This window comes from Sulfitobacter sp. TCYB15, from assembly GCF_040435955.1.
Classification (GTDB): Bacteria; Pseudomonadota; Alphaproteobacteria; order Rhodobacterales; family Rhodobacteraceae; genus Sulfitobacter; species Sulfitobacter pontiacus.
In genome coordinates, this window is record NZ_CP159193.1 from 1573326 (window position 1) to 1597104 (window position 23779).

The following is a 23779-nucleotide window of genomic DNA, read 5'->3' on the forward strand; positions in this document are numbered from 1 at the left end:
TAGTTGATCTTTAAAGTCAGGATTGCGCCTTGTCGTGATCTTTGCTAGGCACGGCGCAATCGCGCTGTGCCAAAAGGGCTGTTTGCCCGCTGCGCCGCGCCAGAGCCAAAGGTGCCCACAGCGCCTTAGCCAAAAATCTTATCGTCATTTCCCACGGTCAGGAGGTCCCATGTCCCGTTTCCGTACCGCTATTCTGTCGCTGCCCGTTGTGATCGTAGCCCCGCTGGTCGCCGCGCAAGAGACCGATATCAAGGATCAAATCTCGGTCGAGTTGAACGCGGCAGAGACCACCGAAGATGCGTGCAAGCTGACCTTCATGATCACCAATGGCTTGGAGGCACCGGTCGACAAGATCATCTACGAGGCGGTGCTGTTTGACACCGAAGGGCAGGTGGACCGGCTGACGCTGTTTGATTTCGGCACCCTGCCACCGGCCCGCCCGCGCGTGCGCCAGTTCGTCGTGCCGCAAACCACCTGCGAAGGGCTGGGCCGCATCCTGTTCAACGGGGCCAACGCCTGCGAGACGGGCGGTAGCGCCAGTGGCATCTGTGACACCGGCCTGCTGCCTACATCACGCACGTCAATCGAGGTTCTGGGCTGATGGATATGTTCTCTGCACTGATTGCATCGTTTCGCCAAATCGCTGAAACCGGCGGGCCGGTTGTTGTTGTCCTGATGGGCGTCGCCGTGCTGACGTTGGCAGTGGCGATCTATAAGGTCTGGCAGTTCTGGCGCTCTGCCGTGGGGCGGCACAAGGCGCTGACCGAAGCGGTAGAGGCATGGGACCGTGGCGACAGACCCGTCGCCCGCGAAGCTTTGGGCCGGTCGAAAAGCTACCTCGCCCCCGTGATCAAGATGGCGATGGTGTCGAACGGCAAGGGCAGCGGCGCAGGCGTAGAGCGTTTGCAAGCCGAGGCAGAGACGCGTTTTGCCAAGCTCGAAACCGGTTTCCGCCTGCTCGATTCCGTGGCGCAGCTGGCCCCCTTGTTGGGCTTGTTCGGTACGGTTCTGGGCATGATCGAGGCGTTCCGGTCGCTGCAAGCCGCCGGATCGCAGGTCGATCCGTCGATCCTTGCGGGCGGTATCTGGGTGGCGCTGCTGACCACGGCTGTCGGTCTGGTGGTGGCGATGCCCACGGCCCTGATCCTCAGCTGGCTGGAACAGCGGATGGAGGCAGAGCGGGTGATCGCGGATAAGGCGATCCTGACGGTGCTGAACCCGTCCAACGACGTGCCAGCCTCTGCCGCCGCGACGCCAGCGCCGACGCCTGAAATGGTCGCCGCACATGGCTAGGCCGCGCACGCGCAGACGGCGGCTGTCGATGACCTCCCTGATTGATGTCATCTTTCTGCTGCTGCTGTTCTTTATGCTGACCTCGACGTTCTCGAAGTTCTCCGAGGTGCCGCTGGCCGCTGCCGGTTCGGGCGCGGTCGCGCAGGCCAGCGATGCCAAGCCGGTGTTCTTGCAGCTTGGCCCCGATACCCTGCGTCTGAATGGCGAAGAAATCGCATTGGACGCGCTGGCCGGATCATCCTTGGCCGAGGCCGAGCAGGGCACCGTGCTGCTCGTCTCGCTCGGGGCGGATGTGGACGCGCAGCGGTTGACGGATGTGCTGGTCAAACTGCGCGAGATGCCTGCCTTGCAGGTGTCGGTATTGGGGGGCTGACAGATGCGCCGATTTGCCAAATCCAAACCGCAGCGTGAACCGACCATCGCGTTGATCAATATCGTCTTTCTGATGCTCGTCTTCTTCATGGTCGCGGGCACGCTGGCGCAGCCGCTGGACCCCGATCTGAAACTGGTCGAGACCCGCGCGCTTGAGGGTCAGGCCCCGCCGGACGCTTTGGTGATCTACCCCGACGGGCGGTTGACCTACCAAGGCGCGGAGCAGGTGGATGCTGCGTCCTATGTCGCCAGCCTGTCTGACGAAGACCGCGAGATCATACGCCTTGTGCCGGATCGCGCCTTGCCGGCCGAGACGCTGGTCACGCTGACCCGCGACTTGCGCGCGGCGGGGGCGCAAAAGGTGATGCTCGTCACGCAAAGGGCACTGCAATGATATCGCATTCTCCTACAGCCAAAGGGATCTCTTTCGTCTTGGCGGTCGGGATCGTCGCGGGGGCGGTCACCATCGGGCTGCCGCAAGAAGAGATCGCGATCGAAGGGAGCGGTGCGCCGGTCGAGGCGATGATGGGCAGCAGTTTCGCGGATATGGCCGTGGGCACGCTCACGCCGGAACCGGCAGAACCCGCAGAGACGCCGGTTGCCGAGGCACCTACCGCCGCAGAACCCCTGCGCCCCACCACAGCAGAGCAAACCCCGCCCGAACAGGCCGAGCCGGTCACCCCGCCGGAGCAGGCGCAGCCCGTGACCCCGCCAGAGGTGGCAGCGGTGACGCCTACGGCCCCCGCAGCATCCGCCGCCTTGGTGCCCGCGCCGCTGGCCGTGCCCCCATCGGAGAGCGCGCAAGTCGCACCGCCGCCTGAAACCCTGCAGGCGCAAGACCCCGACAGCGACGCCCCCGTCCTGTCGCGCCGCCCCATGCGAAAGAACCCTGAAACCGCTGCCAAAATCGCTGAGGCCCGCGCCAAGCAAGAGCAGGCAGAGCGTGAACGCCGTCAGGCAGAGCAGCAAGCCGCCAAGAAGAAAGCAACGCAGCAAGCCACCGCACGTGGCAATGCGCAGCGCAATGCGACCAAAGGGTCTTCGTCGGGCCAAAGCACATCGGCCAAATCCACGAGCACCGGCAAACGCCAAGCCGCCGCATCGGCGCAAGGCAATGCCGCCGCCAGCAACTACCCCGGTCAGGTTATGCGCCGCATCTCGCGGGCGGGCAAGCCGCGGGTCCGGACCACGGGCACCGCGACGATCTCTTTTGCCATCGCCAGCAATGGCGGGTTGGCTTCTGTGTCAGTCGCACGGGGGTCCGGCTCTGCCGCGCTGGACCGGGCGGCGGTATCGGTGATCCGCAAGGCCGCCCCTTTCCCGCGTCCCCCCGCTGGCGCGCGGCGGCAGTATTCTATCAAGATCAAAGGGCAATAGGCGGGGCGTTCAGCCCCCTGCGCTTTGCTTGAAGTGCAGCCGTCGCGGCGGCATCAGCCCTTATATACTGGCCATTTCCGCCGGATTGGTGCCCTGCAAGCTGTTGTTTCGCATGGTAAAAATGATCGATTTTTTTTCTTGGTTACCACCAGTATAACGTAAACACGCCTCAAATCTGCCGTTTTCTCCGCCGATTAACTGTCCGGTAATCAACAGGTAGAGTGCGCCGACATGTTCAAAGTAGCCCATACGATCCATCATGATCACGACCTTGGTCTCGTGCTTCTGGCCGGGCTGCTTTGCGCCTTTGGCTGCTGGGTGGTGTCACGCTTGTATCAGCACGCCTTGGGGCGCCCGCGCAGGCAGGCGCTGATCTGGTACTTCCTCACGGCGATCACGGCGGGCGTTGCGGTCTGGTGTACGCATTTTATCGCAATCCTCGCGTATCAGCCTTCGGCACCGGTAACGTTTAACCTACAACTGACTTTTGTCTCGCTGTTGATCGCGATTGCAGGGTCGACCGTGGGCATCATGGTGGCGGGCATGTTCCGGTCGCTCGCGAGCACGATCATCGGCGGCACGATCTTTGGCGTTGCGGTATCGGCGATGCACTACACCGGCATGGTGGCCTACCGCGTCGAAGGCGTGGTGACCTGGGACCGTGGCTACCTCATCGGGTCTGTTATTCTGGCGGTGGTCCTGTCGACTGCCGCGCTTTATCTGGGCAGCCGCAGCGCACGGTGGAGCGGGCTGCAAATGACGGGCGTCTTGACGCTCGCCATCATCGGGCTGCATTTCACCGGCATGGCCGCGTTCAGCGTGGACTGCATCGGGCTGAAACCCGGCTATACCAACCCCGAAGAATACAAGCTGCTGGCACTGGTGATCGCGGGCACGGCGACGACGATCACCCTTGGCGGCCTGTTCACCTATTTCATCGAAAACCGGACCCGCATGGAAAGCATCGAGGAGTTGCGCAAGGCCCGCGACGCTGCCGAAGGGGCGAGCCGCGCGAAATCCGAATTCATGAGCGTTCTCAGCCACGAACTGCGCACGCCGCTGACCATCGTGATCGGCTATGCGGGCTTCCTGACCAAGCTTAAGACCACGACCACGGCCAAACTGTCGCCGGGTGAACCGATCACCGAAAAACACTATAATATCATCGGGGATCAGGCAGAGCTTTATGGCCAGCGCGTCAAATTCGCGGGCAACCACCTGCTGACGATCATCAACGATATTCTCGACTATACCAGCATCGAGCTGAACGACATCAAACTGGCCAAGACCACATTTCCCACACGGGCGCTGCTGGCGCAGGTCGAGGACCAGTTTCAGGGCATGGCGCAGGGCAAGGATGTGACCCTGCATATCCCCGACGGCAGCCTTGACGTGAACGCCGACCGTGGCCGCTGCTTGCAGATCCTGATCAATCTGGTGGGCAATGCGCTCAAGTTTTCCAAGGGCAAGGATATCTTCTTGCGGGCCGAAGTGGACGGTGGCGGCTTCCGCTTCGAGGTCGAAGACAATGGTGTCGGGATGGAACAGAAAGATCTGGAATCGATCTTCCAGGCCTTCACCCAGATCGAAAGCGCCGACAACCGGTCGGAAGGCGGTACAGGGCTCGGGCTGGCGATCTGCAAGAAGCTGGCGCTGGCGCATGGGGGCGATATCTCGGTCTCCAGCACGGTGGGCAAGGGCACCAAATTCTCGGTCTTCTTCCCGCATAGTCTGGTGAGCACCGGGCACCCGTCGCAGTCTTTCGCGGCAGCCGCCTGACCGAATAGGGCCACCCCCGAAACACCAAGGGCCGCAGCGTGATGCTGCGGCCCTTGGTGTGTGCAGATCCGCGCCTAGCGTTTCAGCAACGGGGCCACGCCAGAGGACAACATGAACAGCACCGCCGCCACGCTGACGATGCTGGGCCCCGTCGGCGTGTCGAGCGTAAAGGACGCGGCCAGCCCGCCCAAGGCAGCGATCATGCCGATGATACAGGCCGCCATGGCCATGACTTCGGGCGTGCGGGCAAAGGGGCGGGCGGCGGCGGCGGGGATGATCAGCATCGCCGCGATCAGCAGCGCGCCGACCACCTTGATCGCGACCGCAACCGTCACCGCCAGCGCCAGCGTCAATATCAGCTGTTCACGGCGCGGATTGACCCCGCTGGCCGTCGCCAGATCGGGGTTCAGCGTGGACGACAGCAATGCCTGCCAGCGCCAGACCAGCAGCGCGATCGACAGAACGGCGCCGCTCCAGATGATCGCAAGATCGGTCTTGGTCACGGCCAGGATCTCTCCGAACAGATAGGCGCTGAGGTCGACGCGCTGGTTCGGCAGCAGCGACACCGCCACAAGGCCGATGGCCAACGCCCCGTGGGCCAGCACCCCCAGCAGCGTATCCGTGCCAAGGCTGCGCCCGTTCAGCGCCGTCACGATCAGCGCCATCGACAGGGCCACCAGCAGCACCCCCGCGAAAATCGGCAGCTCGAACGCCAAGGCTAGCGCGACCCCCAGCAAAGCCGCGTGCGAGGTCGCATCACCGAAATAGGCCATGCGCCGCCAGACGACGAAACAGCCCAAAGGCGCGGCCGCAAAGGCCACACCGATACCGGCAAGCCCGGCACGTATCAAAAAGTCATCAAGCATCTTGGTCCCCATGGGCGTGGTTGCAGCCGGCACCATGGGTATGGCCCTGCGCATGGTCGTGGGTGTGGTCGTGGTCGTGCATGTGGCTATGATCATGTGCATGATCATGCGAGTGCGAATGTTCGTGCCGGTAAAGCGCCAGCGCCCCTTGGGTGCCAGTGCCGAACAACGCGCGGTATTCCGGCGCATCGGCGACGATCTCGGGGGTGCCTTCGCAGCAGACATGACCGTTCAGGCACAGCACACGATCCGAAGCCGCCATCACCACATGCAGATCGTGGCTGACCATCAAGACGGCACAGCCCATGTCGCGGCGCACCTCTTCGATCTGGCGGTAAAACGCGGCAGAGCCGGGTTGATCCAGCCCCTGCGTCGCCTCGTCGAGGATCAGGATATGGGGTTTGTTCAGCAGGGCGCGTGCCAGCAACACGCGCTGGAACTGGCCGCCCGACAGGTCGGTCATCTGCTTTTTCGCCAGATCCGTGACCCCCGCCTGCAGCAGCGCCTGCGCGATGGTCTCGCGGGGCTGGCGGCGGGGCAGGTTCAAAAAGCCATGCACCGTCAGCGGTAGCGTCGCGTCGATTTGCAGCTTTTGCGGGACATAGCCGATGCGCAGGTCCGCAGCACGGGTGATCGTCCCCGACGCGGGTTTCAGCGCGCCGATCAACGCCCGCAGCAAGCTCGACTTGCCCGACCCGTTGGGGCCGACGATGGTCACGATCTCGCCGCGCTCTACGGCGATATCAACGTCGCGCAGCACCGTTTGCCCGCCAATGCGCAGGGTCAGGTTCCGGGTGGCGATCAGGCTCATGCGGTGGCTCCGTCCTGACAGGAAGGGCAGAGGCCCTGCGCCTCGATCACCGTGCGTTCAATCTGGAACCCCGCCGCGCGGGCCGCATCGCCCAAACGCCCTTGGGTCAGCGTCGTGTCGCTTTCGGCAACCGATTGGCAACTGCGGCAGATCAGGAAGGCCGGCGTGTGATCAGCACCGACGTGGCTGCAGGCGATATAGGCGTTCAATGCCTCGATCCGGTGGGCAAGCCCCGCCTTCACCAGAAAGTCCAGCGCGCGATAGGCGACGGGCGGCTGCGCCCCGAGCCCTTCGGCAGAGAGATGCCCCAGAATATCATAGGCCCCCAAGGCGCGGTGTTCGGCCAGCAGCAGTTCCAGCACGCGGCGACGTATCGGTGTCAGCCGAAGGTCCGAGGCCGCGCAACGCGCCTCTGCGGCGGCCATCGCGTCGTCGACGCAGGCCCCGTGATCATGCGTTTCAAATCCAATGGTCGACATATTTCGCCTCCGTAGCAGGGTTCGGTGTTGATATGTTATAACGTGTGATCTATCAAGGTTATAGTATAACATTAATAGGAGCCCGCCAATGCGCCGCCTGCTTTGCACAACCCTACTTTTCTCTGCCGGTCTGGCCCATGCAGAGGTGCCCCGTGTCGCCACCGATATCGCGCCGGTACATTCTTTGGTGTCTATGGTCATGCAGGGTGCAGGCAGCCCCGATCTGATCATCCCGCCCGGCGCGTCGCCCCACAGCTATGCCATGCGCCCCAGCGAGGCGCGCGCGGTGGCCAAGGCCGATCTGGTGGTCTGGGTCGGTCCGTCGCTGGCCCCGTGGCTCGAAGAGCCGATGAGCAGTCTGGCGCAGGGGGCCGAACGTCTGACCTTGCAAGACGTAGAGGGTATCCGCCTGCTGACCAACCGCAGCGGCGTTGCGTTCGAAGCCCATGATCACGGAGATCATGAAGGTCACGATGATCACGACGGTCATGACGACCACGCGGGGCACGATGATCACGAAGGGCACGACCATTCGGCTCATGAGGGGCATGGCGACCACGAGGATCACGAGGGTCACGACCACGGCGCGCATGAAGACCACGAAGATCACGGCGATCATGAAGGGCACGACCATGCCGAGCATGACGATCACGGCGACCACGAAGGCCATGATGACCACAAAGGTCACGATGACCACGCAGATCACGATGACCACGACCATGACGCACATGAAGAGGCAGACGCTCACGAAGGGCACAATCATGCACCCGGCGCTCTGGACCCGCATATCTGGCTGGATCCGCAAAACGCAATGGTCTGGTTGGATGCCATCGCTGCAAGCTTGTCCGCGCAAGACCCTGAAAACGCAGCGCTTTACGCGGACAACGCTGCGCAGGCCCAAGCGCAGTTGGTAGATCTTCAGGCCGATATTCAGGCCGAGCTGACGCCGCTTCGGGGGCAGAAGTTTGTCGTCTTCCACGACGCCTATCACTATTTCGAAGCCCGCTTTGACGTAGAGGCAAGTGCTGCGATCTCGCTGAGCGATGGGGCCGCCCCCAGTGCCGCGCGTCTGGCCGAGGTACGCGATGTGGTAAAGGACACGCAAGCCGCCTGCGTCTTTACCGAGCCCCAGTTCAACGCCGGTCTGGTCGAGGCACTCCAAGACGGCACGGCGCTGAAATCCGCCTCGCTTGATCCGATTGGCGTCGCGCTTGAGCCGGGGGTGGACATGTACCCCGCATTGCTGCGCGATCTGGCCGCAGCCTTTACCAGCTGTCTGGCAAAGTAAGCCCCGCTTTGGGCGTCACAGTGACGCCCAAAGTTGAAACAGCAGCCCCGAGGCAAATGACCCTGTCAGTGCGATCCCGATATACAGCGCGAAGACAGGGCGTTTGACCAAGGCCCAGACGGCGATGGCCGCGGGCAGGGAGGTCACCCCGCCCGCGACCAGAAACGACAGACCCGCACCGGGGGCCATGCCCTGTCCGATTAGCCCGCCCACCAGCGGCAGCGCGGCATAGCCGTTCAGATAGGCCGGCACCCCCACCAAGGTCGCGATCCCGATCGGGGCCAGCCCGCTGCCGCCAAGGGCGCGGGTCACCGTCTCTGCGGGAATCCACGCCAGCATGAGGCTTTCCAGCAGGAACGCCAGCGTCAGCCATTTGGTCAGGAAGGTCGTGGTCTTGGCGGCCTCGCGCAGGAATTTGGCGGATCGCGTCTTGTCGTGCCAGAAGGCCCAAACCACGGGTTGCGTTGTGCGGACCTTCGACGCGCCACAGCCGCCATTGCCCACGCCGTCGCGCAGCGGGTCGGCCAAGCCACCCGCGCGGGACAGCAGGTGCACTATGATCCCGCCAAACACGCCGAGCCCGACGGCCGCGATGGTCTTGGCCACCGCGAACTCCACCCCCAGAACGCCGGTGGTCAGCACGAACATCGACGGATCCATGACGGGCGACGCCAGCCAGAAGGCCATGACGGCGGACAGGGGCACCCCCATCGCCAGCAGCGCCGCGATCAAGGGGATCACTCCGCATGAGCAGAAGGGCGACACCCCGCCGGCCAGTGCTGCAATGGCGATCATCACGGCGGGTGATCCGGTAAAGGCACGTGCGATCAGCCCGTCGGCCCCCGTGGCACCCGCGTAGGCGGCAACCGCGATGGACAGGATCAGAAACGGCGCGACATCCAGCAGGTTGGTCGCGGTGAAGTGCACGCTGGTCACGGCAAGCGGCGCATCGAGCGCTGCGACAGCGGCCAGCACCGCGATACAGACCAGCCACACGCGTTCTCGCGTCCAGATGTGATGGGCCAGCGACCTGAGCGGGCTGCGCGCGGGGTGGGGCAGGTCGGTCATGCGGCGGACTCCTTCTTAAGCGAAACGCCGGTGCAGCATTCCGAGGTGAGAAACGAAAGCGTGGCCCGCATCACGTCGAAATCGACGCGGTTGACGATGTTGCGCCCGTCGCGGCGCTGGATGATCAACCCCGCATCGACCAATGCCCCAAGGTGATGGGCAAGGGTGGAGGGGGCCGCATTCAGATGGGCACCGATCTCTCCGACGGTCAGCGCGTCTTCACCGGCGCGGACAAGCAGGCGAAAGATCGCGAGGCGGGTATCATGGCCAAGGGCGGCGAGGGCGCGGGCAGTTGTTTGATGTTCTGTCATAGCGCCAAACAAAACTATAAAACTAGTTTTGTAAAGATGATTCGCATTTACCGGCGCGACAAAGAAATTGCGCCCAAGGGGGGGAACCCTTGGGCGCAGAGATTTTGAAATGAATTTGGTTGGAATAGGGTCGGGGCGTCAGACGGCGATCTTGCCGCCGCCCTGTTTGGTGACCACAACCACCGCAGGGCGCGGGGGCATCTTGGGATCGAAATCGGGCCAGCGGGTGGCGGGATCTTCAAAGGTGCTTTCACGCTCGAACCCGGGGATGTTCTTTGTCCCGTCCGTGCCGGGGTGTTGCACGGCGACAAACAGCGTCTCGCCGTCGTCGGTAAAGTAGGGGCCGCACATCTCTCCGCCGACGGGGCAGCGGAAGAACAGCTTGGACGTGCCGCGCGCCTCGCCTTCGGTTTCGACCGCATAGAGCCCGTCCGACTTGCCCGTCTTGGCCCAGTTGCTGCCCTGATCCGTGCTGACCCACAGGCGGCCATCGGCGTCGATGGCGCAGTTGTCGGGGCTGCCGAACCACCCGTTTTCAGAGGTTTCGGGGTTCCATTGTGCGCCCACGTCCGACACCGACGGATCGCCGCATTTCACAAGGATCGACCAGCGCCCCTGCGTTGCCGCGTGGTTGCCGCCGTCTTCCTTGATCTCGATGATGTGGCCAAAGCTGCTGTCGGCACGCGGGTTGGCGGCGTTCACCTCTTCTTCTGTGCGTTTTGTGTTGTTTGTCAGCATGATATAGGCCGTGCCGTCACCACGGGGCTGCGCGTCTTCGGGGCGGTCCATCGGGGTCGCGCCCAGCAGATCGGCCGCGATCCGCGTGTCGATCATCACGTCGCCTTGGTCATTGAAGCCGTTTTCAGCCGTCAGCGGGCCGGTGCCGTGTGTCAGGGGCAGCCAAGCCACCGTGCCATCTTCGTCAAAGCGCGCGACATAAAGCGTGCCATCGCTCAGCAGTTTGGCATTGGCCGCCCGGTCGTCCGAGACTTTGCCCCCCGAGACGTATTTATACTGGTAATCAAAGCGGTTGTCGTCGCCCATATAGACCACCAGACGCCCGTCACTGCTGACCGTGGTTTCCGCACCTTCGTGGCGGAAGCGGCCCAACGCGGTGTGTTTGACGGGGGTAGAGGTCGGGTCCATCGGGTCCACCTCGACCACCCAGCCGAATTTATTGGGGGCGAGGGGTTCTTTATCGATGTTGAAACGGTCGTATTGCGCGCCCCAGGCGTACCACATGCCCGGCACGCCATAGCGTTTGTAGGACGCGGCTTCGGGGTGGTCATCGGCGATCACTGGTTTGCCGTCGGCGTCCAGCTGGTCGCTCCAGAAATAGCCGTGGAAGTTCTCTTCGGCCATGAGCCACGTCCCCCAAGGGGTCAGCCCGCCCGCGCAGTTGTTCAGCGTGCCGATCACATTCATCCCGTCGGGGTCGTCGTTGGTCTTCATCCGCGCATGGCCCGCGGCGGGGCCGTCGATGGTCATCGCGGTGTCCAGCGGGGTGATACGGCGGTTCATCTTGCCGTCGCGCACCACCTGCCAGACCCCGGCGTCGTCCTTGGCGATCTCGACCACCGAACCACCGTGAGCGGCCATTTCAATGTCGATGAGCGCGGGCGTCATGCCGGAAAATTGCGCGCGGTCCTGACGGCCAAGACCGGGGAACATCACCTCTTCGTTGGTGTATTCGTGGTTCACACAAAGCAACCCGCGGCTGCCATCGTCATTCAGCGGGACAAAGCCCACGTAGTCATTGTTATAGCCGAATTGCTTGAGCTGCGCCGCCGCGGTCTGGTTCATCACGTCGAATTCGGGCGCGTCGGCGGTGATCGGATCGCCCCACCGCAGCAGCACATTGGCGTCATAGCCGTCGGCCACATGATGGGTTTCGTCATTGCCCCATGCCAGTTCGTTAAAGACATAGCGGCTGTCCGCGGTCGCGGCACTTGCCTGACGCGGCGCGACCATTGCCGAGGTGCCGAACAATGCGGTTGTCGCCGTGACCCCCAGCATGCCGCGCAAGATGTCGCGGCGTCCGTAGCGTGCGTTGATCACATCGCCGATGGTGCGCTGCAGATTGGGGTTGGTGGGGATGTCGTCGAAGGCTTCAAAGGCTTCGGCCTTGTTGCCGATTTCGGGATCATCGAGGATTTGGCGACGTGTCATGGCTATTCCTTTATTGTGTCGGGCAGTGCGTTTGGCATTGCGTTTGGCGAGGTGACTCGCGGTTGCGCCTTATGTCGTCGCGATGTGCTACAAATGTGTTCCGCTTTCATGACAGTTCTGTGACAGGGCGCGCGGCGGTGGGCTTTGTTGCGCGCCACCTTAGCGCAGGAACGGGCAGGATGTGGGCGAAAATCGGCTGCCGGTATCCGCAGCACAGATCAGCGGGGCAGGGCGGTGGCGCAGGGCCAAATCCAAAGCCAAGGGGATGATCGGTCCTGCCCCCCTTGAACCCCCTAGGTGGCGCGATTAATCTTAAGCCAAGGTTTCGCGGGTATGGTCCGGCGAACGGCAATATCAGGCAGGCTTTATGAACGATCCACATGATACATATATGAACACGCTGGTCCCTATGGTGGTTGAACAAACCAGCCGGGGCGAACGTGCGTACGACATCTTCTCGCGTCTGCTGAAAGAGCGGATCATTTTCCTTAACGGGCCTGTGCATGACGGCATGTCTTCGCTGATCGTGGCGCAGCTTCTGCACCTCGAGGCAGAGAACCCCTCCAAGGAAATTTCCATGTATATCAACAGCCCCGGCGGCGTTGTGACCTCTGGCCTGTCGATCTACGACACGATGCAGTACATCAAACCGAAGGTGTCCACACTGGTCATCGGGCAGGCGGCATCCATGGGGTCGCTGTTGCTGCAAGCGGGCGAAAAAGGCATGCGATTCTCGCTGCCCAACAGCCGCGTTATGGTCCACCAGCCCTCCGGCGGGTATCAGGGTCAGGCGACGGACATCATGATTCACGCGCAGGAAACGCAAAAGCTGAAAACGCGCCTGAACGAGATCTATGTCAAACACACCGGCCAGCCGCTGGAAAAAGTCGAAGCAGCGCTTGAGCGTGACAACTTCATGTCGCCCGAAGAAGCCAAAGACTGGGGCCTGATCGACGAGATCGTCGAGAACCGCGGCAAGATGGATGATCCTGATGCGCCTAAAGATGGCGACAAAAAAGGCAAGTAAATAAGGCGTGCGTGGCCTGTTATTTTGCGATTGTGGACCACGCACCGCTGGCCTAAGCTGGCACCGAGCAAAAAAATATATAGATGGCTGCCGTATGGCGGACACGATCAAACGACAGACCTGAAAGGGTTGAAATGGCTAATACTTCGAGCGGCGACAGCAAGAACACACTTTATTGCAGCTTTTGTGGCAAAAGTCAGCATGAGGTGCGCAAGCTGATTGCAGGTCCGACTGTCTTCATTTGTGACGAATGTGTCGAACTTTGCATGGATATCATCCGCGAGGAAACCAAAGCCTCGGGGCTGAAAGCCACCGATGGTGTGCCGACCCCGAAAGACATCTGTGATGTTCTGGACGATTACGTGATCGGGCAGGCGATGGCCAAACGGGTGCTGTCGGTTGCCGTGCACAACCACTATAAACGTCTGAACCACGCCCAGAAGGGTGGGGACATCGAGCTGGCGAAATCCAACATCCTGCTGATCGGCCCCACGGGCTGCGGTAAGACGCTGCTGGCGCAAACGCTGGCGCGTATTCTGGATGTGCCCTTTACCATGGCCGATGCGACGACACTGACCGAAGCGGGCTATGTCGGGGAAGATGTTGAAAACATTATCCTCAAGCTGTTGCAGGCGTCTGAATACAATGTCGAGCGTGCACAGCGCGGCATCGTCTATATCGACGAAGTTGATAAAATCACGCGCAAATCCGAAAACCCCAGCATCACCCGTGATGTGAGCGGCGAAGGCGTGCAGCAAGCCTTGCTGAAACTGATGGAAGGCACCGTGGCCTCTGTCCCGCCGCAGGGCGGGCGCAAGCATCCGCAGCAGGAATTCCTGCAGGTGGATACCACGAACATCCTGTTCATCTGCGGCGGTGCTTTCGCCGGTCTGGACCGGATCATTGCCGCGCGCGGTAAAGGGTCTGCCATGGGCTTTGGTGCCGATGTGCGCGATCAGGATGCCCGCGGCATTGGCGAGATTTTCACCGACCTCGAACCGGAAGATCTGCTGAAGTTCGGCCTCATCCCTGAATTCGTAGGCCGTCTGCCGGTTCTAGCGACGCTTGAGGATCTGGACGAGGACGCGCTGGTCACCATCCTGACCGAACCGAAAAACGCGTTGGTCAAACAGTACCAGCGCTTGTTCGAGATCGAGGATACGCAGCTGACCTTTACCGATGACGCGCTGTTGGCGATTGCGAAACGCGCCATCGAACGCAAAACCGGTGCCCGTGGTCTGCGCTCTATCCTCGAAGATATCTTGCTGAACACGATGTTCGATCTGCCCGGCATGGACAGCGTCACCGAGGTGGTTGTGAACGAAGAGGCGGTGACCTCTGACGCGGCACCGCTGATGATCCACGCCGACGCCGAGAAAGAGCCTGCAACCGCCGGCTAGGCATCGCATGCATGTTAACTGATCAAGGCGCGCCAGCGATGGTGCGCCTTTTTCGTATCTGGCAGGGGGCCGCCGCTTTGTCGCTTGACCTTAGCAAGGGCAGGCGCTTTGACAGGGGCAGGCATGACAGACAAGAGGCGCATCATGACAAGACGTATTTTTTCCGGCGGTGAATTCGAAGCCAAAATCGGCTACTGCCGCGCCGTTGTGGCGGGGGGCTTTGTCCATGTGGCGGGCACCGTGGGGCAGGGCGATACCGTGACCGACCAGTGCCGTGCCGCCCTTGCGATCATCGAAGGCGCCCTGCGCGAGGCAGGCTGCACCATGGCGGATGTGGTGCGCGTGAACTATTATCTGCCCGACCGTGCAGAGTTCGAACCCTGCTGGCCGATCCTGTCCGAGGTCTTTGGCGACGCGCCGCCCGCCGCGACAATGATCGAATGCGGGCTGATCGACGACAAATACCGCATCGAAATCGAAGTCACCGCCTGCCTACCCGGCTGAAAACCGCGGCTATCTGCCCCGAAGCCCGCTAGACCTTTGCGCGGCCTTGGTGCATATATCCATCAAAGCTTCAGGAGACCTCTATGGGCATTCTCAACTCTCTTTTGCGCGGCGTGACGTGGTGGAACGGCCAGACGCTGAACACGCAACTGTTCACGTGGCGCAAGGGCATCAAGGTCGGCGAAGACGCCGAGGGCAATGTGTACTACCGCAACGCGGACAGCAGCAAACGCTGGGTGATCTTCAACGGCGAGATCGAGGCGACGCGCGTCAACGCGGATTGGCACGGCTGGCTGCACCATTCGTGGGATGAAACCCCCGAGGCGCGTCCGCTGGCGCATAAGACCTGGGAAAAGCCCCACCAAGAGAACCTGACCGGCACCGCCCTGGCCTATGCGCCCGCAGGATCGATCCGCCGCGAAAAGCCTGCGGACCGCGGTGACTACGAGGCGTGGCAGCCCGAATAAACGCCACGCGCGCGCCCCGTGATCGGGCGCGCGCTGCTGCGTCGGCCTGGCTCTGCTGGCAACGCCCTTTGACGTTCAAGGAACCCATGTGATGCGCAAGATATTGATGATGCTCGCCGTAATGGCCGCACCGGTGCAGGCACAGCAGGTCGCCAGCGCTGAAGGCGGAGTTTTGCGCGCGCTCGACAAGGTATCGGGTGTGTCGCGTGACGTTGAAATGCGCCGCGGCGAAACCGCGCGCGTGGGCAATCTGAATGTGACGATGAACGAATGTCGCTATCCGTCGGGCAACCCTGCGGGCGACGCCTATGCCGAGCTCGAGATCGTCGAGACGGGCGACGAGAACCGGCTTTTTGCAGGCTGGATGATCGCCTCTGCCCCCGCGCTGTCGGCGCTGGAGCATCCGCGCTATGACATCTGGGTCATCCGCTGCACTACGTCCTGAGGGCTGGCCGCAGCGGGCGCTGTGAAATCTGCCGTTTTCATCAACGCCATCTCTAGCCGTGCGTGATAGGCCGCGCGGGTGATCTCTTGCGCGCCAAGGGACGCCAGATGCGGGGTCAGGAACTGCGTGTCAAACAGGGTAAACCCGCCGCGGTTCAACCGGTCCACCAGACAGGCCAGCGCGATCTTGGACGCGTTGTCGCGCCTCGAAAACATGCTTTCGCCAAAGAACGCACGCCCCAGCGTGACGCCATAGACCCCGCCCACCAGCATGTCATCCTCCCAGACCTCAAGGGCGTGGGCATGACCAAGCCTATGTAGCTGGGCGTAAAGGCCGAAAATCTCGGCGTTGATCCAGGTGTCGGCGCGGTCGGCGCAGCCGGTGACAACCTCGTTGAACGCGGTGTTGGTGGTGATGGTAAAGCGTGTGCGCCGCATCGCGCGCGCCAGGGACCGCGAGATATGGAACCCGTCGAGGGGAAAGACGCCCCGACGCCGCGGATCGACCCAGAAAATCTCTGGGTCGTCGCGGTGTTCGGCCATGGGGAAAATCCCGATGGAATAGCCGTGTAATAACAGCTCGGGCGTGAGGTCAGGCATTGCCCAAGTTGGTTTCAAGCCAATGCTCTAGCCAGTGGATGTTATAATCCCCTGTCAGCACGTCCTGTTCGTCCAGCAGCGCGTGGAACAGCGGCACCGTGGTGTCGACCCCATCCACGATCAGCTCGCCCAAGGCGCGACGCAGACGCGCCAGCGCTTCGGGGCGGTCGCGCCCGTGGACGATCAGCTTGCCGATCAGGCTGTCGTAATAGGGCGGAATTTTATAGCCGTCATACAGCGCGCTATCCATCCGCACACCAAGCCCGCCTGGGGCGTGATACTGCGTGATCTTGCCCGGGCAGGGCGAGAAGTTCGGCAGTTTCTCGGCGTTGATCCGGACCTCGATCGCGTGGCCGTTGATCTGCAGGTCTTCTTGGGTAAAGGACATGTCCATACCGGCTGCAACGCGGATCTGTTCCCGCACCAGATCGACCCCGAAGATGCCTTCGGTCACAGGGTGTTCTACCTGCAAACGCGTGTTCATCTCGATGAAGTAGAATTCGCCGTTTTCATAAAGGAATTCGATCGTGCCGGCACCAATGTAGTTGATGTTGGCCATCGCATCGGCACAGACTTTGCCGATCCGCGCGCGTTCTTCGGCGGTGATCGACGGGCCGGGGGCCTCTTCGAAAACCTTCTGGTGACGGCGTTGCAGCGAACAGTCACGCTCGCCCAGGTGGACAGCACGGCCCTTGCCGTCGCCAAAGACCTGAATCTCGATGTGGCGGGGCGTGGTCAGGTATTTCTCGATATAGACTTCGTCATTGCCGAAGTTCGATTTACCCTCGGCGCGGGCGGTCATGAAGGCACGTTCCATTTCAGCGGCGGATTGCGCCACTTTCATGCCCTTGCCCCCCCCACCGGCGGTCGCCTTGATGATCACCGGATAGCCTATTTCCTCACCGATACGCTTGGCTTCGGCCAATGTGGGCACGCCGCCGTCAGACCCGGGAACGCAAGGCACGCCAAGCTCTTTCATGGTGTCCTTGGCGGTGATCTTGTCGCCCATGATGCGGATGTGTTCCGCTGTGGGGCCGATGAAGGTCAGGTCGTGGTCTTCGACGATCTGCACAAAGCCCGCGTTTTCCGACAAGAAACCGTATCCGGGGTGGATCGCTTCGGCACCGGTGATCTCGCAGGCGGCGATGATCGACGGGATCGACAGATAGGATTGCTGCGAAGAGGGCGGGCCGATGCAGACAGATTCGTCTGCCATGCGCACATGCATCGCATCGCTGTCAGCCGTCGAATGGACGGCGACAGACCCGATGCCCATCTCGCGGGCCGCACGGATCACGCGCAACGCGATCTCGCCGCGGTTTGCGACTAGGATTTTTTTGAACATGGGTTTCGCCTTATTCCAGGATCACCAAAGGCGCGCCGAATTCAACGGCGGCGCCGTCTTCTACCAAGATCCGCTTGACCGTGCCGGAGCGTGGCGCAGGAATGTGGTTCATGGTTTTCATCGCTTCGACGATCAACAGCGTGTCGCCTTCGGAAACGCTTGTCCCGACAGAGATAAAGGCGGGCGCGCCGGGTTCGGCTTGCATATAGACGGTGCCCACCATCGGAGAGACGACTGCGCCGGGGTGATCCGCCGGGTCGCTGTTGTCTGCGGCAGGGGCTGCTGCCGCTGCTGGGGCCGCGGGGGCGGGGGCTGCATATTGTGCAGGGGCCGACTGCGCCTGTTGCGGCGCGACGATTTGTTGTGGGGGTTTACGGCTGACGCGCACATTCAGGCTGTCATCCTCGGCGTAATCCCGCTTGACCTGCAATTCGGTCAGATCGTTTTCATTCAGCAACTCGGCGAGCGCCTGGATAAAAGCCACATCGGCGTCATGGGTGTTTTTTGTCATATTTTCCTCAGCCAGTCTAAGTCGATCGGGCGCTGCCTGTGCCCTTGAATTGCTGCCTTATAGGGCATGGGCGCAGCCATGAAAAGCAAGCAGTTGCCTAACGTAAGCTTGGCCGCGCAAAGCACGGGATCGGGCAGCGGATCGGGGCGAGGGATATGGGGGATGTGACAGGGGGACGCGGGCGCGGGAAAATGCCGGTGTGAAACATATGTTTCGTCTGTTTTTCCCGCACGCGTCGAGGCTTGGCCGTCAGATTGCCAGATATTCGGCCCGCAGTTCGGCGTTGTTCAGCACCTCTTCGGCGGTGCCGTCAAACACCACGCCGCCGGTATCAAGGATCACCGCACGATCCGCGAGTTTAAGCGCACGCACCGCGTTTTGTTCGACCAGAATGGTGGTGATGCCTTGGGATTTGATCAGCGACAGGGTCTTTTCGATCTCGTCCACGATGACGGGGGCAAGCCCTTCATAGGGTTCATCCAGCAGCAGCACCTTGATGTCACGGGCCAGCGCACGGGCAATCGCCAGCATCTGCTGTTCGCCGCCCGACAGGGTCACGCCCTCTTGCTTGCGGCGTTCCTTGAGGCGGGGGAATAATTCGTAGATGCGGTCAAGCGACCAGCCGATAGGGGGGGCGATCTGCGCCAGTTGCAGGTTTTCCTCGACCGTGAGACCCGCGATGATGCGGCGGTCTTCGGGGACCAGCGCCAGACCGTTTGCGGCGGCCTCGTGGCTGGCCATCTTGTGCAGCGGCTGGTGGTCGAGCCAGACCTCGCCTTTGCGCAACTCGGGGTCGCCGATCTGCGCGATGGCCCGCAGGGTAGAGGTTTTCCCCGCCCCGTTGCGGCCCAGAAGCGCCAGAATTTCGCCTTCATGCACGTTAAAGCTGACGCCCTGCACGATGTAGCTTTCGCCGTAATAGGCGTGGATGTCCCAGACCGAAAGATAGGCGGGGGCGGTAGCGGCGTGGTTGGCGCTGTTCGAGAAATCGGGTTTCGTGTTCATAGTCTTGTCCTTGCAAAGCCTCTGGTGCGGGGCGACGCGGGAGGGGGGAGCCCCCACGCGTCAGGCGGCGTCCTGGGATTCGCCCAAATACGCCTCGCGCACCTTGGGGTGGCCTTTGATGTTGTCGGGGGTGTCTTCGACCAGCGGGGTGCCTTGGGCCAACACGGTGATCCGTTCCGCCAGCGAGAACACCACATGCATGTCGTGTTCGATGATGGCGATGGTAATGTCGCGTTCGTCCTTGATCTGCTTCAGCAGGTCGATGGTATTGTTGGTATCGGCCCGCGCCATGCCTGCTGTGGGTTCATCCAGCAGCAGCAGGCGTGGGTCTTGCGACAGGCACATCGCGATTTCCAACCGACGTTTGTCCCCGCGCGACATAGAGGCCGCGTGCATGTGGCGCTTGTCGGCGAGCTTCATCTCGACCAGCATCTCCTCGGCTTTTTCGATCACGTCACGCTGGCTCGACATGGCCGTGAGCGCGTTCATCTGGAACGCCCCGTCACGTTTGGCAAAGCAGGGGATCATCATGTTCTCCTGCACGCTGAGATCGCCGAAGATTTCTGGCGTCTGGAATACGCGGGAAATCCCCATCTGGTTGATCTCGTAGGGTTTGCGCCCCAGCACCGACTGCCCGTCGAACATGACCGATCCTGTATCGGGGATCAGCTTGCCCACCAGACAGTTCAGCAGCGTGGATTTACCCGCCCCGTTCGGCCCGATGATCGCATGGACCGAGTTTTCCGCGACGCTGAGGTTCACGTCGCTCAGCGCTTGCAACCCGCCGAAACGTTTGCCGACATTTTTGACTTCGAGAATGGCCATCTGTTCAGCTCCTTCTTATTCGGCTGGGGGTGTGTTGCGTTGTGCGGCGGCGTCTGCCTCGACCGATCCGGCGTTGCGGTCCTTGCGGCGGAACACGCGACCGATACGTTGACCGCCTTCGACCAGACCACCGGGCAGGAAGATCACGACCAGCATGAACAGCAGGCCCAGCGTCAGGTGCCAGCCCTTGCCCACAAAGGGGTGGATCAGCGTGATCAGTGTGTCTTCCAGCCCATCGGGCATAAAGGCGAACCAACCGTGCAGCACGTTATCGTTGATCTTGGAAAAGATGTTTTCAAAGTACTTGATAAAGCCCGCGCCCAGAACCGGCCCCAGAAGGGTGCCCGCACCCCCAAGGATGGTCATCAGAACCACCTCGCCCGAGGCGGTCCACTGCATCCGTTCAGCACCGGCAAGCGGGTCCATTGCGGCCAGCAGGCCACCGGCCAGACCGGCATACATGCCAGAGATGACAAAGGCCGCCAGCGTGTAGGGTTTGGTGTTCAGGCCCGTGTAGTTCATCCGTTGCTGGTTGGATTTCACCGCCCGCAGCATCATGCCGAAGGGCGACCGGAAGACGCGGATCGAGATATAGAACGCCAGCAGCATGATCACGGCACACAGGTAATACCCGACCGAGAAGGTGAAGGACCACGCCCCGAAATCCAGCGTCGTCGCCGCATTCATTTGCGCCCCGAACAGATTGGGGTAGCTGGGTGCATTCGCCCCATCAAGGATACGCGGATCGCTCAGCGCGATTTGCAGGCCGGTTTCCCCGTTGGTGATCGGCGTCAGCACCGAATAGGCAAGGTTGAACGACATCTGCGCAAAGGCCAGCGTCAGGATCGAAAAGTAGATCCCCGACCGGCGCAGCGAGACAAAGCCGATCACGACAGAGAACAGCCCCGCCACGATCACGGACAAAAGGATCGCGGGGATCACGTTCATCGACAAGAGCTTCATCATCCACACGGCAGAGTAGGAACCGACCCCCAGAAAGGCCGCGTGACCAAAAGAGAGGTATCCGGTCAACCCGAACAGAATGTTGAAGCCGATGGCAAAGATGCCAAAGATCACAAAGCGTTGCATCAAGTCGGGGTAGCCCGCGTTGAACTGCGCCAGCCCTGATCCGGCGGGGAAGGGGTTCAGGATGATAGGGGCTGCCATGGTCAGGAATGCCACCACCAACAGCAGGAGAAAGTCTTTTTTCGTGAGTGAGTGCATGGGTTATTCCTCCATCACGCCTTTGCGGCCCATCAGGCCACGGGGGCGTGTCAGCAAGATGAGTATCGCGACAACGTAAATGATGATCTGGTCAATGCCGGGCAGGATGTTCTTGACCTCGTTCATGGAGGCAAAGCTTTCCAGAATGCCCAGCAAGAACCCCGCCAGCACGGCACCGGGCAGCGACCCCATGCCGCCGACCACGACGACCACAAAGCTCAGCACCAGAAAATCCATACCCATGTGGTAGTTGGGCGAATTGATCGGCGCATACATGACACCGGCCAGACCGGCGACCGCGGCGGCGATGCCGAACATGATGGTGAAACGTTTGTCGATGTTGATGCCCAGCAGACCGACGGTTTCGCGGTCGGCCATACCGGCGCGTACGACCATCCCGAAGGTGGTGAACTGCAAGAAGGCAAAAACGCCGCCGATGATGACCGCCGAGAAAGCGAAATAGATCAGGCGCCAGTAGGGGTAGATGATCGCATTGGGATCAAAGCCCAGCATCACGCCAAAGTCGAACGACCCGCGAAACGCCTCCGGGGCGGAGGTGGGGATCGGGTTCGCGCCGTAGAAATACTTGATCACCTCTTGCAACACGATCGCCAGACCGAAGGTCACCAGAATCTGGTCGGCATGGGGGCGCTTGTAGAAATGTTTGATCAACCCGCGCTCCATGACAAAGCCGATGGCCAGCATGATCGGCACGGCAAAGAGGATCGACAGGGGAACGGACCAATCCAGCATCCAGGCACCGGCGGTCTCTCCGAACCAGTCCTTGATATAGAGAATGTCCTCGTATTTCGGCTTGCCCAGAAAATCGACGCCGGAGGGTTCCGATGCCTTATGGCTGAGCGTGAAAATCTTGCTTAGCGTGACGGCGCAGAAGGCACCGATCATGAACAGCGCCCCGTGGGCAAAGTTCACGACACCCAGCGTGCCGAAAATCAACGTCAGACCAAGCGCGATGAGCGCATAGGCTGAACCTTTGTCCAACCCGTTAAGAAGTTGCAAAAGAATGGCGTCCATCGCGGTGCCCTCGAATTTTTAAGAAGTGAAAGGCGGAAAAGCCCGCCCGCAAGGTAAGGCAGGGGTCACCCCCTGCCTTAGACTTGGTTTACGCGCCGGGGTTGCAGTCGCCCAACTCGCCGCCCGCAAACATCGGGTGGTCAGGTGCATAGGTGACCTGATCGGCTGGGGTGACTTCGACGATTTCCACGAGATCGAATTCATTCTCGGGGTTCTCTTTGCCGCGCACGACCACAACGTCCTTAAAGCACTGGTGGTCATCGGCGCGGTACAGCGTCGGGCCGTTGCCCAGACCGTCGAATTCGAACCCGGCAAGGGCTTCGCCGACGGCGCAGGGGTTGAACGATCCGGCACGGGCCACCGCATCCGCGTACAGCAGCGTCTGCGCATAGCAGGTCTGTGCCGCCTGGCTGGGGGGGAAGCCGTATTTTTCGCCGAAGGACTGAACGAACGCGTTGGTGCCTTTGTAGCGGTCGCCCATCTGGTTCTCGAGCTTCCAGTCCCAGTTCTGCGAACCGACAATACCGGTGATATTCTCACCCGCACCACGGGCCATCAGCTCTGAATAGAGCGGCACGACGATCTCGAAGTTCTTGCCGTTCACCTGCTTTTCGCGCAGGCCGAACTGCACGGCGTTGGTCAGCGAGTTGACCATGTTTCCGCCGTAGTGGTTCAGGACCAGAACATCCGCACCGGAGTTCAGGACAGGCGCGATATAGGACGAGAAATCGGTCGCGGCGAGCGGCGTGCGCACGTCGTTGATGGTTTCCCAGCCCATGGCTTCGGTCGCGGCCTGAATGGATTCCTGCTGCGTCCAGCCCCATGTGTAGTCGGCTGTCAGGCTATAGACTTTACGATCATCGCCGTAGAGGTTTTTCAGCACCGGTGCCAAAGCGGCAGCGGACATATAGGCGTTGAAGAAGTGACGGAAGCCATTGGCTTTCTTGTCTTTACCCGTGGTGTCGTTCGAATGGGTCAGACCCGCCATAAAGATCACGCCGGCCTCTTGGCACAGGCCCTGCACAGCAACCGCCACGCCCGAGCTTGAGCCGCCCGAGATCATGATCGCGCCGTCTTTCTGGATCATCGACTGCGCCGATGCGCGGGCCGCGTCCGATTTGGTCTGCGTGTCGCCGGTCACGAACTGGACTTTCTTGCCCATGATCCCGTTACCTTCCAGCGCCTTAGAGCTGAAGGTGTTCAGCATACCGCCGTCGCCCTGACCGTTCAGGTGCTCGACCGCCAGCTCGAACGCGCGCAGCTCGTCTGCGCCTTCGTCCGCGTAGGGGCCTGATTGGGGTACGTTAAAGCCAAGCGTCACCGTGTCGCCCGTTGGCGCGTTGGTAAAGCCGGAATGCGCGGCCGCGCTTAGATACGTCGGCAGCGCCAGACCGGCCCCGGCAGCAGCGCCGGTTTTGATCACGCCACGACGCGTCAAGTTAGAAAATGACATGTAATTCCTCCCAAATGTTGAAATCACGGCCCGATTATTTTTCCGGGTCCATGATGCACAGAGGTGCAAATATGATATGAGAGGAAAACTGAAAACCGATCAACAAGCCCCTTGATAAAAACAACT

Annotated in this window: 27 protein-coding genes; 12 read left to right on the forward strand and 15 right to left on the reverse strand. The window is 61.5% G+C overall.

The annotated features are described in order from the left end of the window. Positions 1–169: 169 nt before the first annotated feature. Genes ABM428_RS07545 through ABM428_RS07565 form a run of 5 tightly spaced genes read left to right on the forward strand, consistent with a single transcriptional unit; the run spans position 170 to position 3042 of the window. The gene (locus tag ABM428_RS07545; protein ID WP_353627789.1) at positions 170–601 is read left to right on the forward strand and encodes a hypothetical protein; all 432 of its coding nucleotides are present in this window, start codon (positions 170–172) and stop codon (positions 599–601) included. Next, positions 601–1293 carry a MotA/TolQ/ExbB proton channel family protein gene (locus tag ABM428_RS07550; RefSeq protein WP_353627790.1) on the forward strand — a complete coding sequence of 231 codons (693 nt, stop codon included), beginning with the start codon at positions 601–603 and terminating at the stop codon, positions 1291–1293. Before ABM428_RS07545 ends, ABM428_RS07550 begins: the two co-directional genes overlap by 1 nt. A 28-nt stretch (positions 1294–1321) precedes the next feature. Continuing rightward, a complete protein-coding gene (locus ABM428_RS07555) occupies positions 1322–1666 on the forward strand; it encodes an ExbD/TolR family protein (protein ID WP_373276842.1) in 345 nt (114 codons plus the stop codon). A gap of 3 nt (positions 1667–1669) precedes the next feature. Beyond that, positions 1670–2059 carry a biopolymer transporter ExbD gene (locus ABM428_RS07560; RefSeq protein WP_289082132.1) on the forward strand — a complete coding sequence of 130 codons (390 nt, stop codon included), beginning with the start codon at positions 1670–1672 and terminating at the stop codon, positions 2057–2059. After that, positions 2056–3042: a TonB family protein gene (locus tag ABM428_RS07565; protein ID WP_353627792.1), complete on the forward strand. Its 987-nt coding sequence runs from the start codon at positions 2056–2058 to the stop codon at positions 3040–3042. Before ABM428_RS07560 ends, ABM428_RS07565 begins: the two co-directional genes overlap by 4 nt. Positions 3043–3102: 60 nt before the next feature. Here ABM428_RS07565 and ABM428_RS07570 read toward each other — a convergent pair whose 3' ends face one another. Beyond that, positions 3103–3303, reverse strand: coding sequence for a hypothetical protein (locus tag ABM428_RS07570; RefSeq protein WP_168592642.1), 201 nt, complete (start codon positions 3301–3303; stop codon positions 3103–3105). On the opposite strand from ABM428_RS07570, the gene ABM428_RS07575 reads away from it, so the two are divergent. Then, positions 3274–4821 carry an MHYT domain-containing protein gene (locus ABM428_RS07575; RefSeq protein ID WP_037943973.1) on the forward strand — a complete coding sequence of 516 codons (1548 nt, stop codon included), beginning with the start codon at positions 3274–3276 and terminating at the stop codon, positions 4819–4821. The two genes, ABM428_RS07570 and ABM428_RS07575, sit on opposite strands and share 30 nt — an antisense overlap. A 74-nt stretch (positions 4822–4895) precedes the next feature. On the opposite strand, the gene ABM428_RS07580 is transcribed toward ABM428_RS07575, so the two are convergent. From ABM428_RS07580 to ABM428_RS07590, 3 genes are read right to left on the reverse strand one after another with little or no spacing between them, the layout of a single operon-like run. Further along, positions 4896–5687 carry an iron chelate uptake ABC transporter family permease subunit gene (locus ABM428_RS07580; RefSeq protein WP_180827530.1) on the reverse strand — a complete coding sequence of 264 codons (792 nt, stop codon included), beginning with the start codon at positions 5685–5687 and terminating at the stop codon, positions 4896–4898. Further along, positions 5680–6498 carry a metal ABC transporter ATP-binding protein gene (locus tag ABM428_RS07585; RefSeq protein WP_353627793.1) on the reverse strand — a complete coding sequence of 273 codons (819 nt, stop codon included), beginning with the start codon at positions 6496–6498 and terminating at the stop codon, positions 5680–5682. Before ABM428_RS07585 ends, ABM428_RS07580 begins: the two co-directional genes overlap by 8 nt. Beyond that, positions 6495–6977 carry a Fur family transcriptional regulator gene (locus ABM428_RS07590; RefSeq protein ID WP_005852777.1) on the reverse strand — a complete coding sequence of 161 codons (483 nt, stop codon included), beginning with the start codon at positions 6975–6977 and terminating at the stop codon, positions 6495–6497. The genes ABM428_RS07585 and ABM428_RS07590 overlap by 4 nt, the downstream gene beginning before the upstream one ends. Before the next feature lie 88 nt (positions 6978–7065). On the opposite strand from ABM428_RS07590, the gene ABM428_RS07595 reads away from it, so the two are divergent. Beyond that, on the forward strand, positions 7066–8265 hold the full coding sequence (locus ABM428_RS07595; RefSeq protein WP_132996784.1) for a zinc ABC transporter substrate-binding protein: 1200 nt from the start codon (positions 7066–7068) through the stop codon (positions 8263–8265). A gap of 15 nt (positions 8266–8280) precedes the next feature. Here the strand turns inward: ABM428_RS07595 and ABM428_RS07600 are convergent, their stop codons facing one another. From ABM428_RS07600 to ABM428_RS07610, 3 genes are all read right to left on the reverse strand, one after another. Next, complete coding sequence (locus ABM428_RS07600) at positions 8281–9333, reverse strand: permease (RefSeq protein ID WP_132996783.1); 1053 nt, start codon at positions 9331–9333, stop codon at positions 8281–8283. Then, the gene (locus ABM428_RS07605; protein WP_132996782.1) at positions 9330–9644 is read right to left on the reverse strand and encodes a helix-turn-helix transcriptional regulator; all 315 of its coding nucleotides are present in this window, start codon (positions 9642–9644) and stop codon (positions 9330–9332) included. The genes ABM428_RS07600 and ABM428_RS07605 overlap by 4 nt, the downstream gene beginning before the upstream one ends. A gap of 138 nt (positions 9645–9782) precedes the next feature. Beyond that, positions 9783–11813 carry a PhoX family phosphatase gene (locus ABM428_RS07610; protein WP_353627794.1) on the reverse strand — a complete coding sequence of 677 codons (2031 nt, stop codon included), beginning with the start codon at positions 11811–11813 and terminating at the stop codon, positions 9783–9785. Between the two features lie 367 nt (positions 11814–12180). Between ABM428_RS07610 and ABM428_RS07615 the strand changes: the two genes are divergently transcribed. The 5 genes from ABM428_RS07615 to ABM428_RS07635 all read left to right on the forward strand — a co-directional run bounded on the left by ABM428_RS07615 (position 12181) and on the right by ABM428_RS07635 (position 15656). Continuing rightward, complete coding sequence (locus ABM428_RS07615; RefSeq protein WP_009826714.1) at positions 12181–12840, forward strand: ATP-dependent Clp protease proteolytic subunit; 660 nt, start codon at positions 12181–12183, stop codon at positions 12838–12840. A gap of 134 nt (positions 12841–12974) precedes the next feature. Further along, positions 12975–14240, forward strand: a complete 1266-nt coding sequence (clpX, locus tag ABM428_RS07620) for an ATP-dependent Clp protease ATP-binding subunit ClpX (protein ID WP_005852783.1) — start codon at positions 12975–12977, stop codon at positions 14238–14240. A gap of 144 nt (positions 14241–14384) precedes the next feature. Further along, positions 14385–14744, forward strand: a complete 360-nt coding sequence (locus ABM428_RS07625; RefSeq protein WP_353627795.1) for a RidA family protein — start codon at positions 14385–14387, stop codon at positions 14742–14744. A gap of 83 nt (positions 14745–14827) precedes the next feature. Next, positions 14828–15211, forward strand: coding sequence for an NADH:ubiquinone oxidoreductase subunit NDUFA12 (locus ABM428_RS07630; protein ID WP_005852787.1), 384 nt, complete (start codon positions 14828–14830; stop codon positions 15209–15211). Positions 15212–15302: 91 nt separating this feature from the next. Then, positions 15303–15656 (forward strand): DUF2155 domain-containing protein, encoded by a 354-nt coding sequence (locus tag ABM428_RS07635; protein WP_260001937.1) that lies wholly within the window; start codon positions 15303–15305, stop codon positions 15654–15656. Here the strand turns inward: ABM428_RS07635 and aat are convergent. The 8 genes from aat to ABM428_RS07675 form a co-directional block, all read right to left on the reverse strand. Continuing rightward, positions 15620–16255: a leucyl/phenylalanyl-tRNA--protein transferase gene (gene aat / locus ABM428_RS07640; RefSeq protein ID WP_132996779.1), complete on the reverse strand. Its 636-nt coding sequence runs from the start codon at positions 16253–16255 to the stop codon at positions 15620–15622. The two genes, ABM428_RS07635 and aat, sit on opposite strands and share 37 nt — an antisense overlap. Further along, positions 16248–17600, reverse strand: a complete 1353-nt coding sequence (gene accC, locus ABM428_RS07645) for an acetyl-CoA carboxylase biotin carboxylase subunit (protein ID WP_132996778.1) — start codon at positions 17598–17600, stop codon at positions 16248–16250. Before accC ends, aat begins: the two co-directional genes overlap by 8 nt. Positions 17601–17610: 10 nt before the next feature. After that, positions 17611–18111: an acetyl-CoA carboxylase biotin carboxyl carrier protein gene (gene accB / locus ABM428_RS07650; RefSeq protein WP_009826719.1), complete on the reverse strand. Its 501-nt coding sequence runs from the start codon at positions 18109–18111 to the stop codon at positions 17611–17613. Positions 18112–18360: 249 nt separating this feature from the next. Continuing rightward, the gene (locus ABM428_RS07655; protein ID WP_005852792.1) at positions 18361–19116 is read right to left on the reverse strand and encodes an ABC transporter ATP-binding protein; all 756 of its coding nucleotides are present in this window, start codon (positions 19114–19116) and stop codon (positions 18361–18363) included. A gap of 60 nt (positions 19117–19176) precedes the next feature. Then, positions 19177–19941 (reverse strand): ABC transporter ATP-binding protein, encoded by a 765-nt coding sequence (locus ABM428_RS07660; protein WP_005852793.1) that lies wholly within the window; start codon positions 19939–19941, stop codon positions 19177–19179. A gap of 15 nt (positions 19942–19956) precedes the next feature. Beyond that, on the reverse strand, positions 19957–21165 hold the full coding sequence (locus ABM428_RS07665; RefSeq protein ID WP_005852794.1) for a branched-chain amino acid ABC transporter permease: 1209 nt from the start codon (positions 21163–21165) through the stop codon (positions 19957–19959). 3 nt (positions 21166–21168) lie between these two features. Then, a complete protein-coding gene (locus ABM428_RS07670; protein ID WP_009826721.1) occupies positions 21169–22200 on the reverse strand; it encodes a branched-chain amino acid ABC transporter permease in 1032 nt (343 codons plus the stop codon). 88 nt (positions 22201–22288) lie between these two features. Beyond that, on the reverse strand, positions 22289–23653 hold the full coding sequence (locus ABM428_RS07675) for a substrate-binding protein (RefSeq protein ID WP_037943985.1): 1365 nt from the start codon (positions 23651–23653) through the stop codon (positions 22289–22291). Positions 23654–23779: the final 126 nt, after the last annotated feature.

Excerpts from the sequence above, each read along its gene's own strand:
- ABM428_RS07670 (WP_009826721.1), bottom strand. The coding sequence starts at position 22,200 with ATGGACGCCATTCTTTTGCAACTTCTTAACGGGTTGGACAAAGGTTCA.
- ABM428_RS07545 (WP_353627789.1), top strand. The coding sequence starts at position 170 with ATGTCCCGTTTCCGTACCGCTATTCTGTCGCTGCCCGTTGTGATCGTA.
- ABM428_RS07565 (WP_353627792.1), top strand. The coding sequence starts at position 2,056 with ATGATATCGCATTCTCCTACAGCCAAAGGGATCTCTTTCGTCTTGGCG.
- ABM428_RS07625 (WP_353627795.1), top strand. The coding sequence starts at position 14,385 with ATGACAAGACGTATTTTTTCCGGCGGTGAATTCGAAGCCAAAATCGGC.
- ABM428_RS07585 (WP_353627793.1), bottom strand. The coding sequence starts at position 6,498 with ATGAGCCTGATCGCCACCCGGAACCTGACCCTGCGCATTGGCGGGCAA.
- ABM428_RS07665 (WP_005852794.1), bottom strand. The coding sequence starts at position 21,165 with ATGCACTCACTCACGAAAAAAGACTTTCTCCTGCTGTTGGTGGTGGCA.
- clpX (WP_005852783.1), top strand. The coding sequence starts at position 12,975 with ATGGCTAATACTTCGAGCGGCGACAGCAAGAACACACTTTATTGCAGC.
- accC (WP_132996778.1), bottom strand. The coding sequence starts at position 17,600 with ATGTTCAAAAAAATCCTAGTCGCAAACCGCGGCGAGATCGCGTTGCGC.
- ABM428_RS07595 (WP_132996784.1), top strand. The coding sequence starts at position 7,066 with ATGCGCCGCCTGCTTTGCACAACCCTACTTTTCTCTGCCGGTCTGGCC.
- aat (WP_132996779.1), bottom strand. The coding sequence starts at position 16,255 with ATGCCTGACCTCACGCCCGAGCTGTTATTACACGGCTATTCCATCGGG.
- ABM428_RS07635 (WP_260001937.1), top strand. The coding sequence starts at position 15,303 with ATGCGCAAGATATTGATGATGCTCGCCGTAATGGCCGCACCGGTGCAG.
- ABM428_RS07610 (WP_353627794.1), bottom strand. The coding sequence starts at position 11,813 with ATGACACGTCGCCAAATCCTCGATGATCCCGAAATCGGCAACAAGGCC.
- ABM428_RS07560 (WP_289082132.1), top strand. The coding sequence starts at position 1,670 with ATGCGCCGATTTGCCAAATCCAAACCGCAGCGTGAACCGACCATCGCG.
- accB (WP_009826719.1), bottom strand. The coding sequence starts at position 18,111 with ATGACAAAAAACACCCATGACGCCGATGTGGCTTTTATCCAGGCGCTC.
- ABM428_RS07660 (WP_005852793.1), bottom strand. The coding sequence starts at position 19,941 with ATGGCCATTCTCGAAGTCAAAAATGTCGGCAAACGTTTCGGCGGGTTG.
- ABM428_RS07630 (WP_005852787.1), top strand. The coding sequence starts at position 14,828 with ATGGGCATTCTCAACTCTCTTTTGCGCGGCGTGACGTGGTGGAACGGC.
- ABM428_RS07570 (WP_168592642.1), bottom strand. The coding sequence starts at position 3,303 with ATGATGGATCGTATGGGCTACTTTGAACATGTCGGCGCACTCTACCTG.
- ABM428_RS07675 (WP_037943985.1), bottom strand. The coding sequence starts at position 23,653 with ATGTCATTTTCTAACTTGACGCGTCGTGGCGTGATCAAAACCGGCGCT.
- ABM428_RS07580 (WP_180827530.1), bottom strand. The coding sequence starts at position 5,687 with ATGCTTGATGACTTTTTGATACGTGCCGGGCTTGCCGGTATCGGTGTG.
- ABM428_RS07600 (WP_132996783.1), bottom strand. The coding sequence starts at position 9,333 with ATGACCGACCTGCCCCACCCCGCGCGCAGCCCGCTCAGGTCGCTGGCC.
- ABM428_RS07615 (WP_009826714.1), top strand. The coding sequence starts at position 12,181 with ATGAACGATCCACATGATACATATATGAACACGCTGGTCCCTATGGTG.
- ABM428_RS07590 (WP_005852777.1), bottom strand. The coding sequence starts at position 6,977 with ATGTCGACCATTGGATTTGAAACGCATGATCACGGGGCCTGCGTCGAC.
- ABM428_RS07550 (WP_353627790.1), top strand. The coding sequence starts at position 601 with ATGGATATGTTCTCTGCACTGATTGCATCGTTTCGCCAAATCGCTGAA.
- ABM428_RS07555 (WP_373276842.1), top strand. The coding sequence starts at position 1,322 with ATGACCTCCCTGATTGATGTCATCTTTCTGCTGCTGCTGTTCTTTATG.
- ABM428_RS07575 (WP_037943973.1), top strand. The coding sequence starts at position 3,274 with ATGTTCAAAGTAGCCCATACGATCCATCATGATCACGACCTTGGTCTC.
- ABM428_RS07655 (WP_005852792.1), bottom strand. The coding sequence starts at position 19,116 with ATGAACACGAAACCCGATTTCTCGAACAGCGCCAACCACGCCGCTACC.
- ABM428_RS07605 (WP_132996782.1), bottom strand. The coding sequence starts at position 9,644 with ATGACAGAACATCAAACAACTGCCCGCGCCCTCGCCGCCCTTGGCCAT.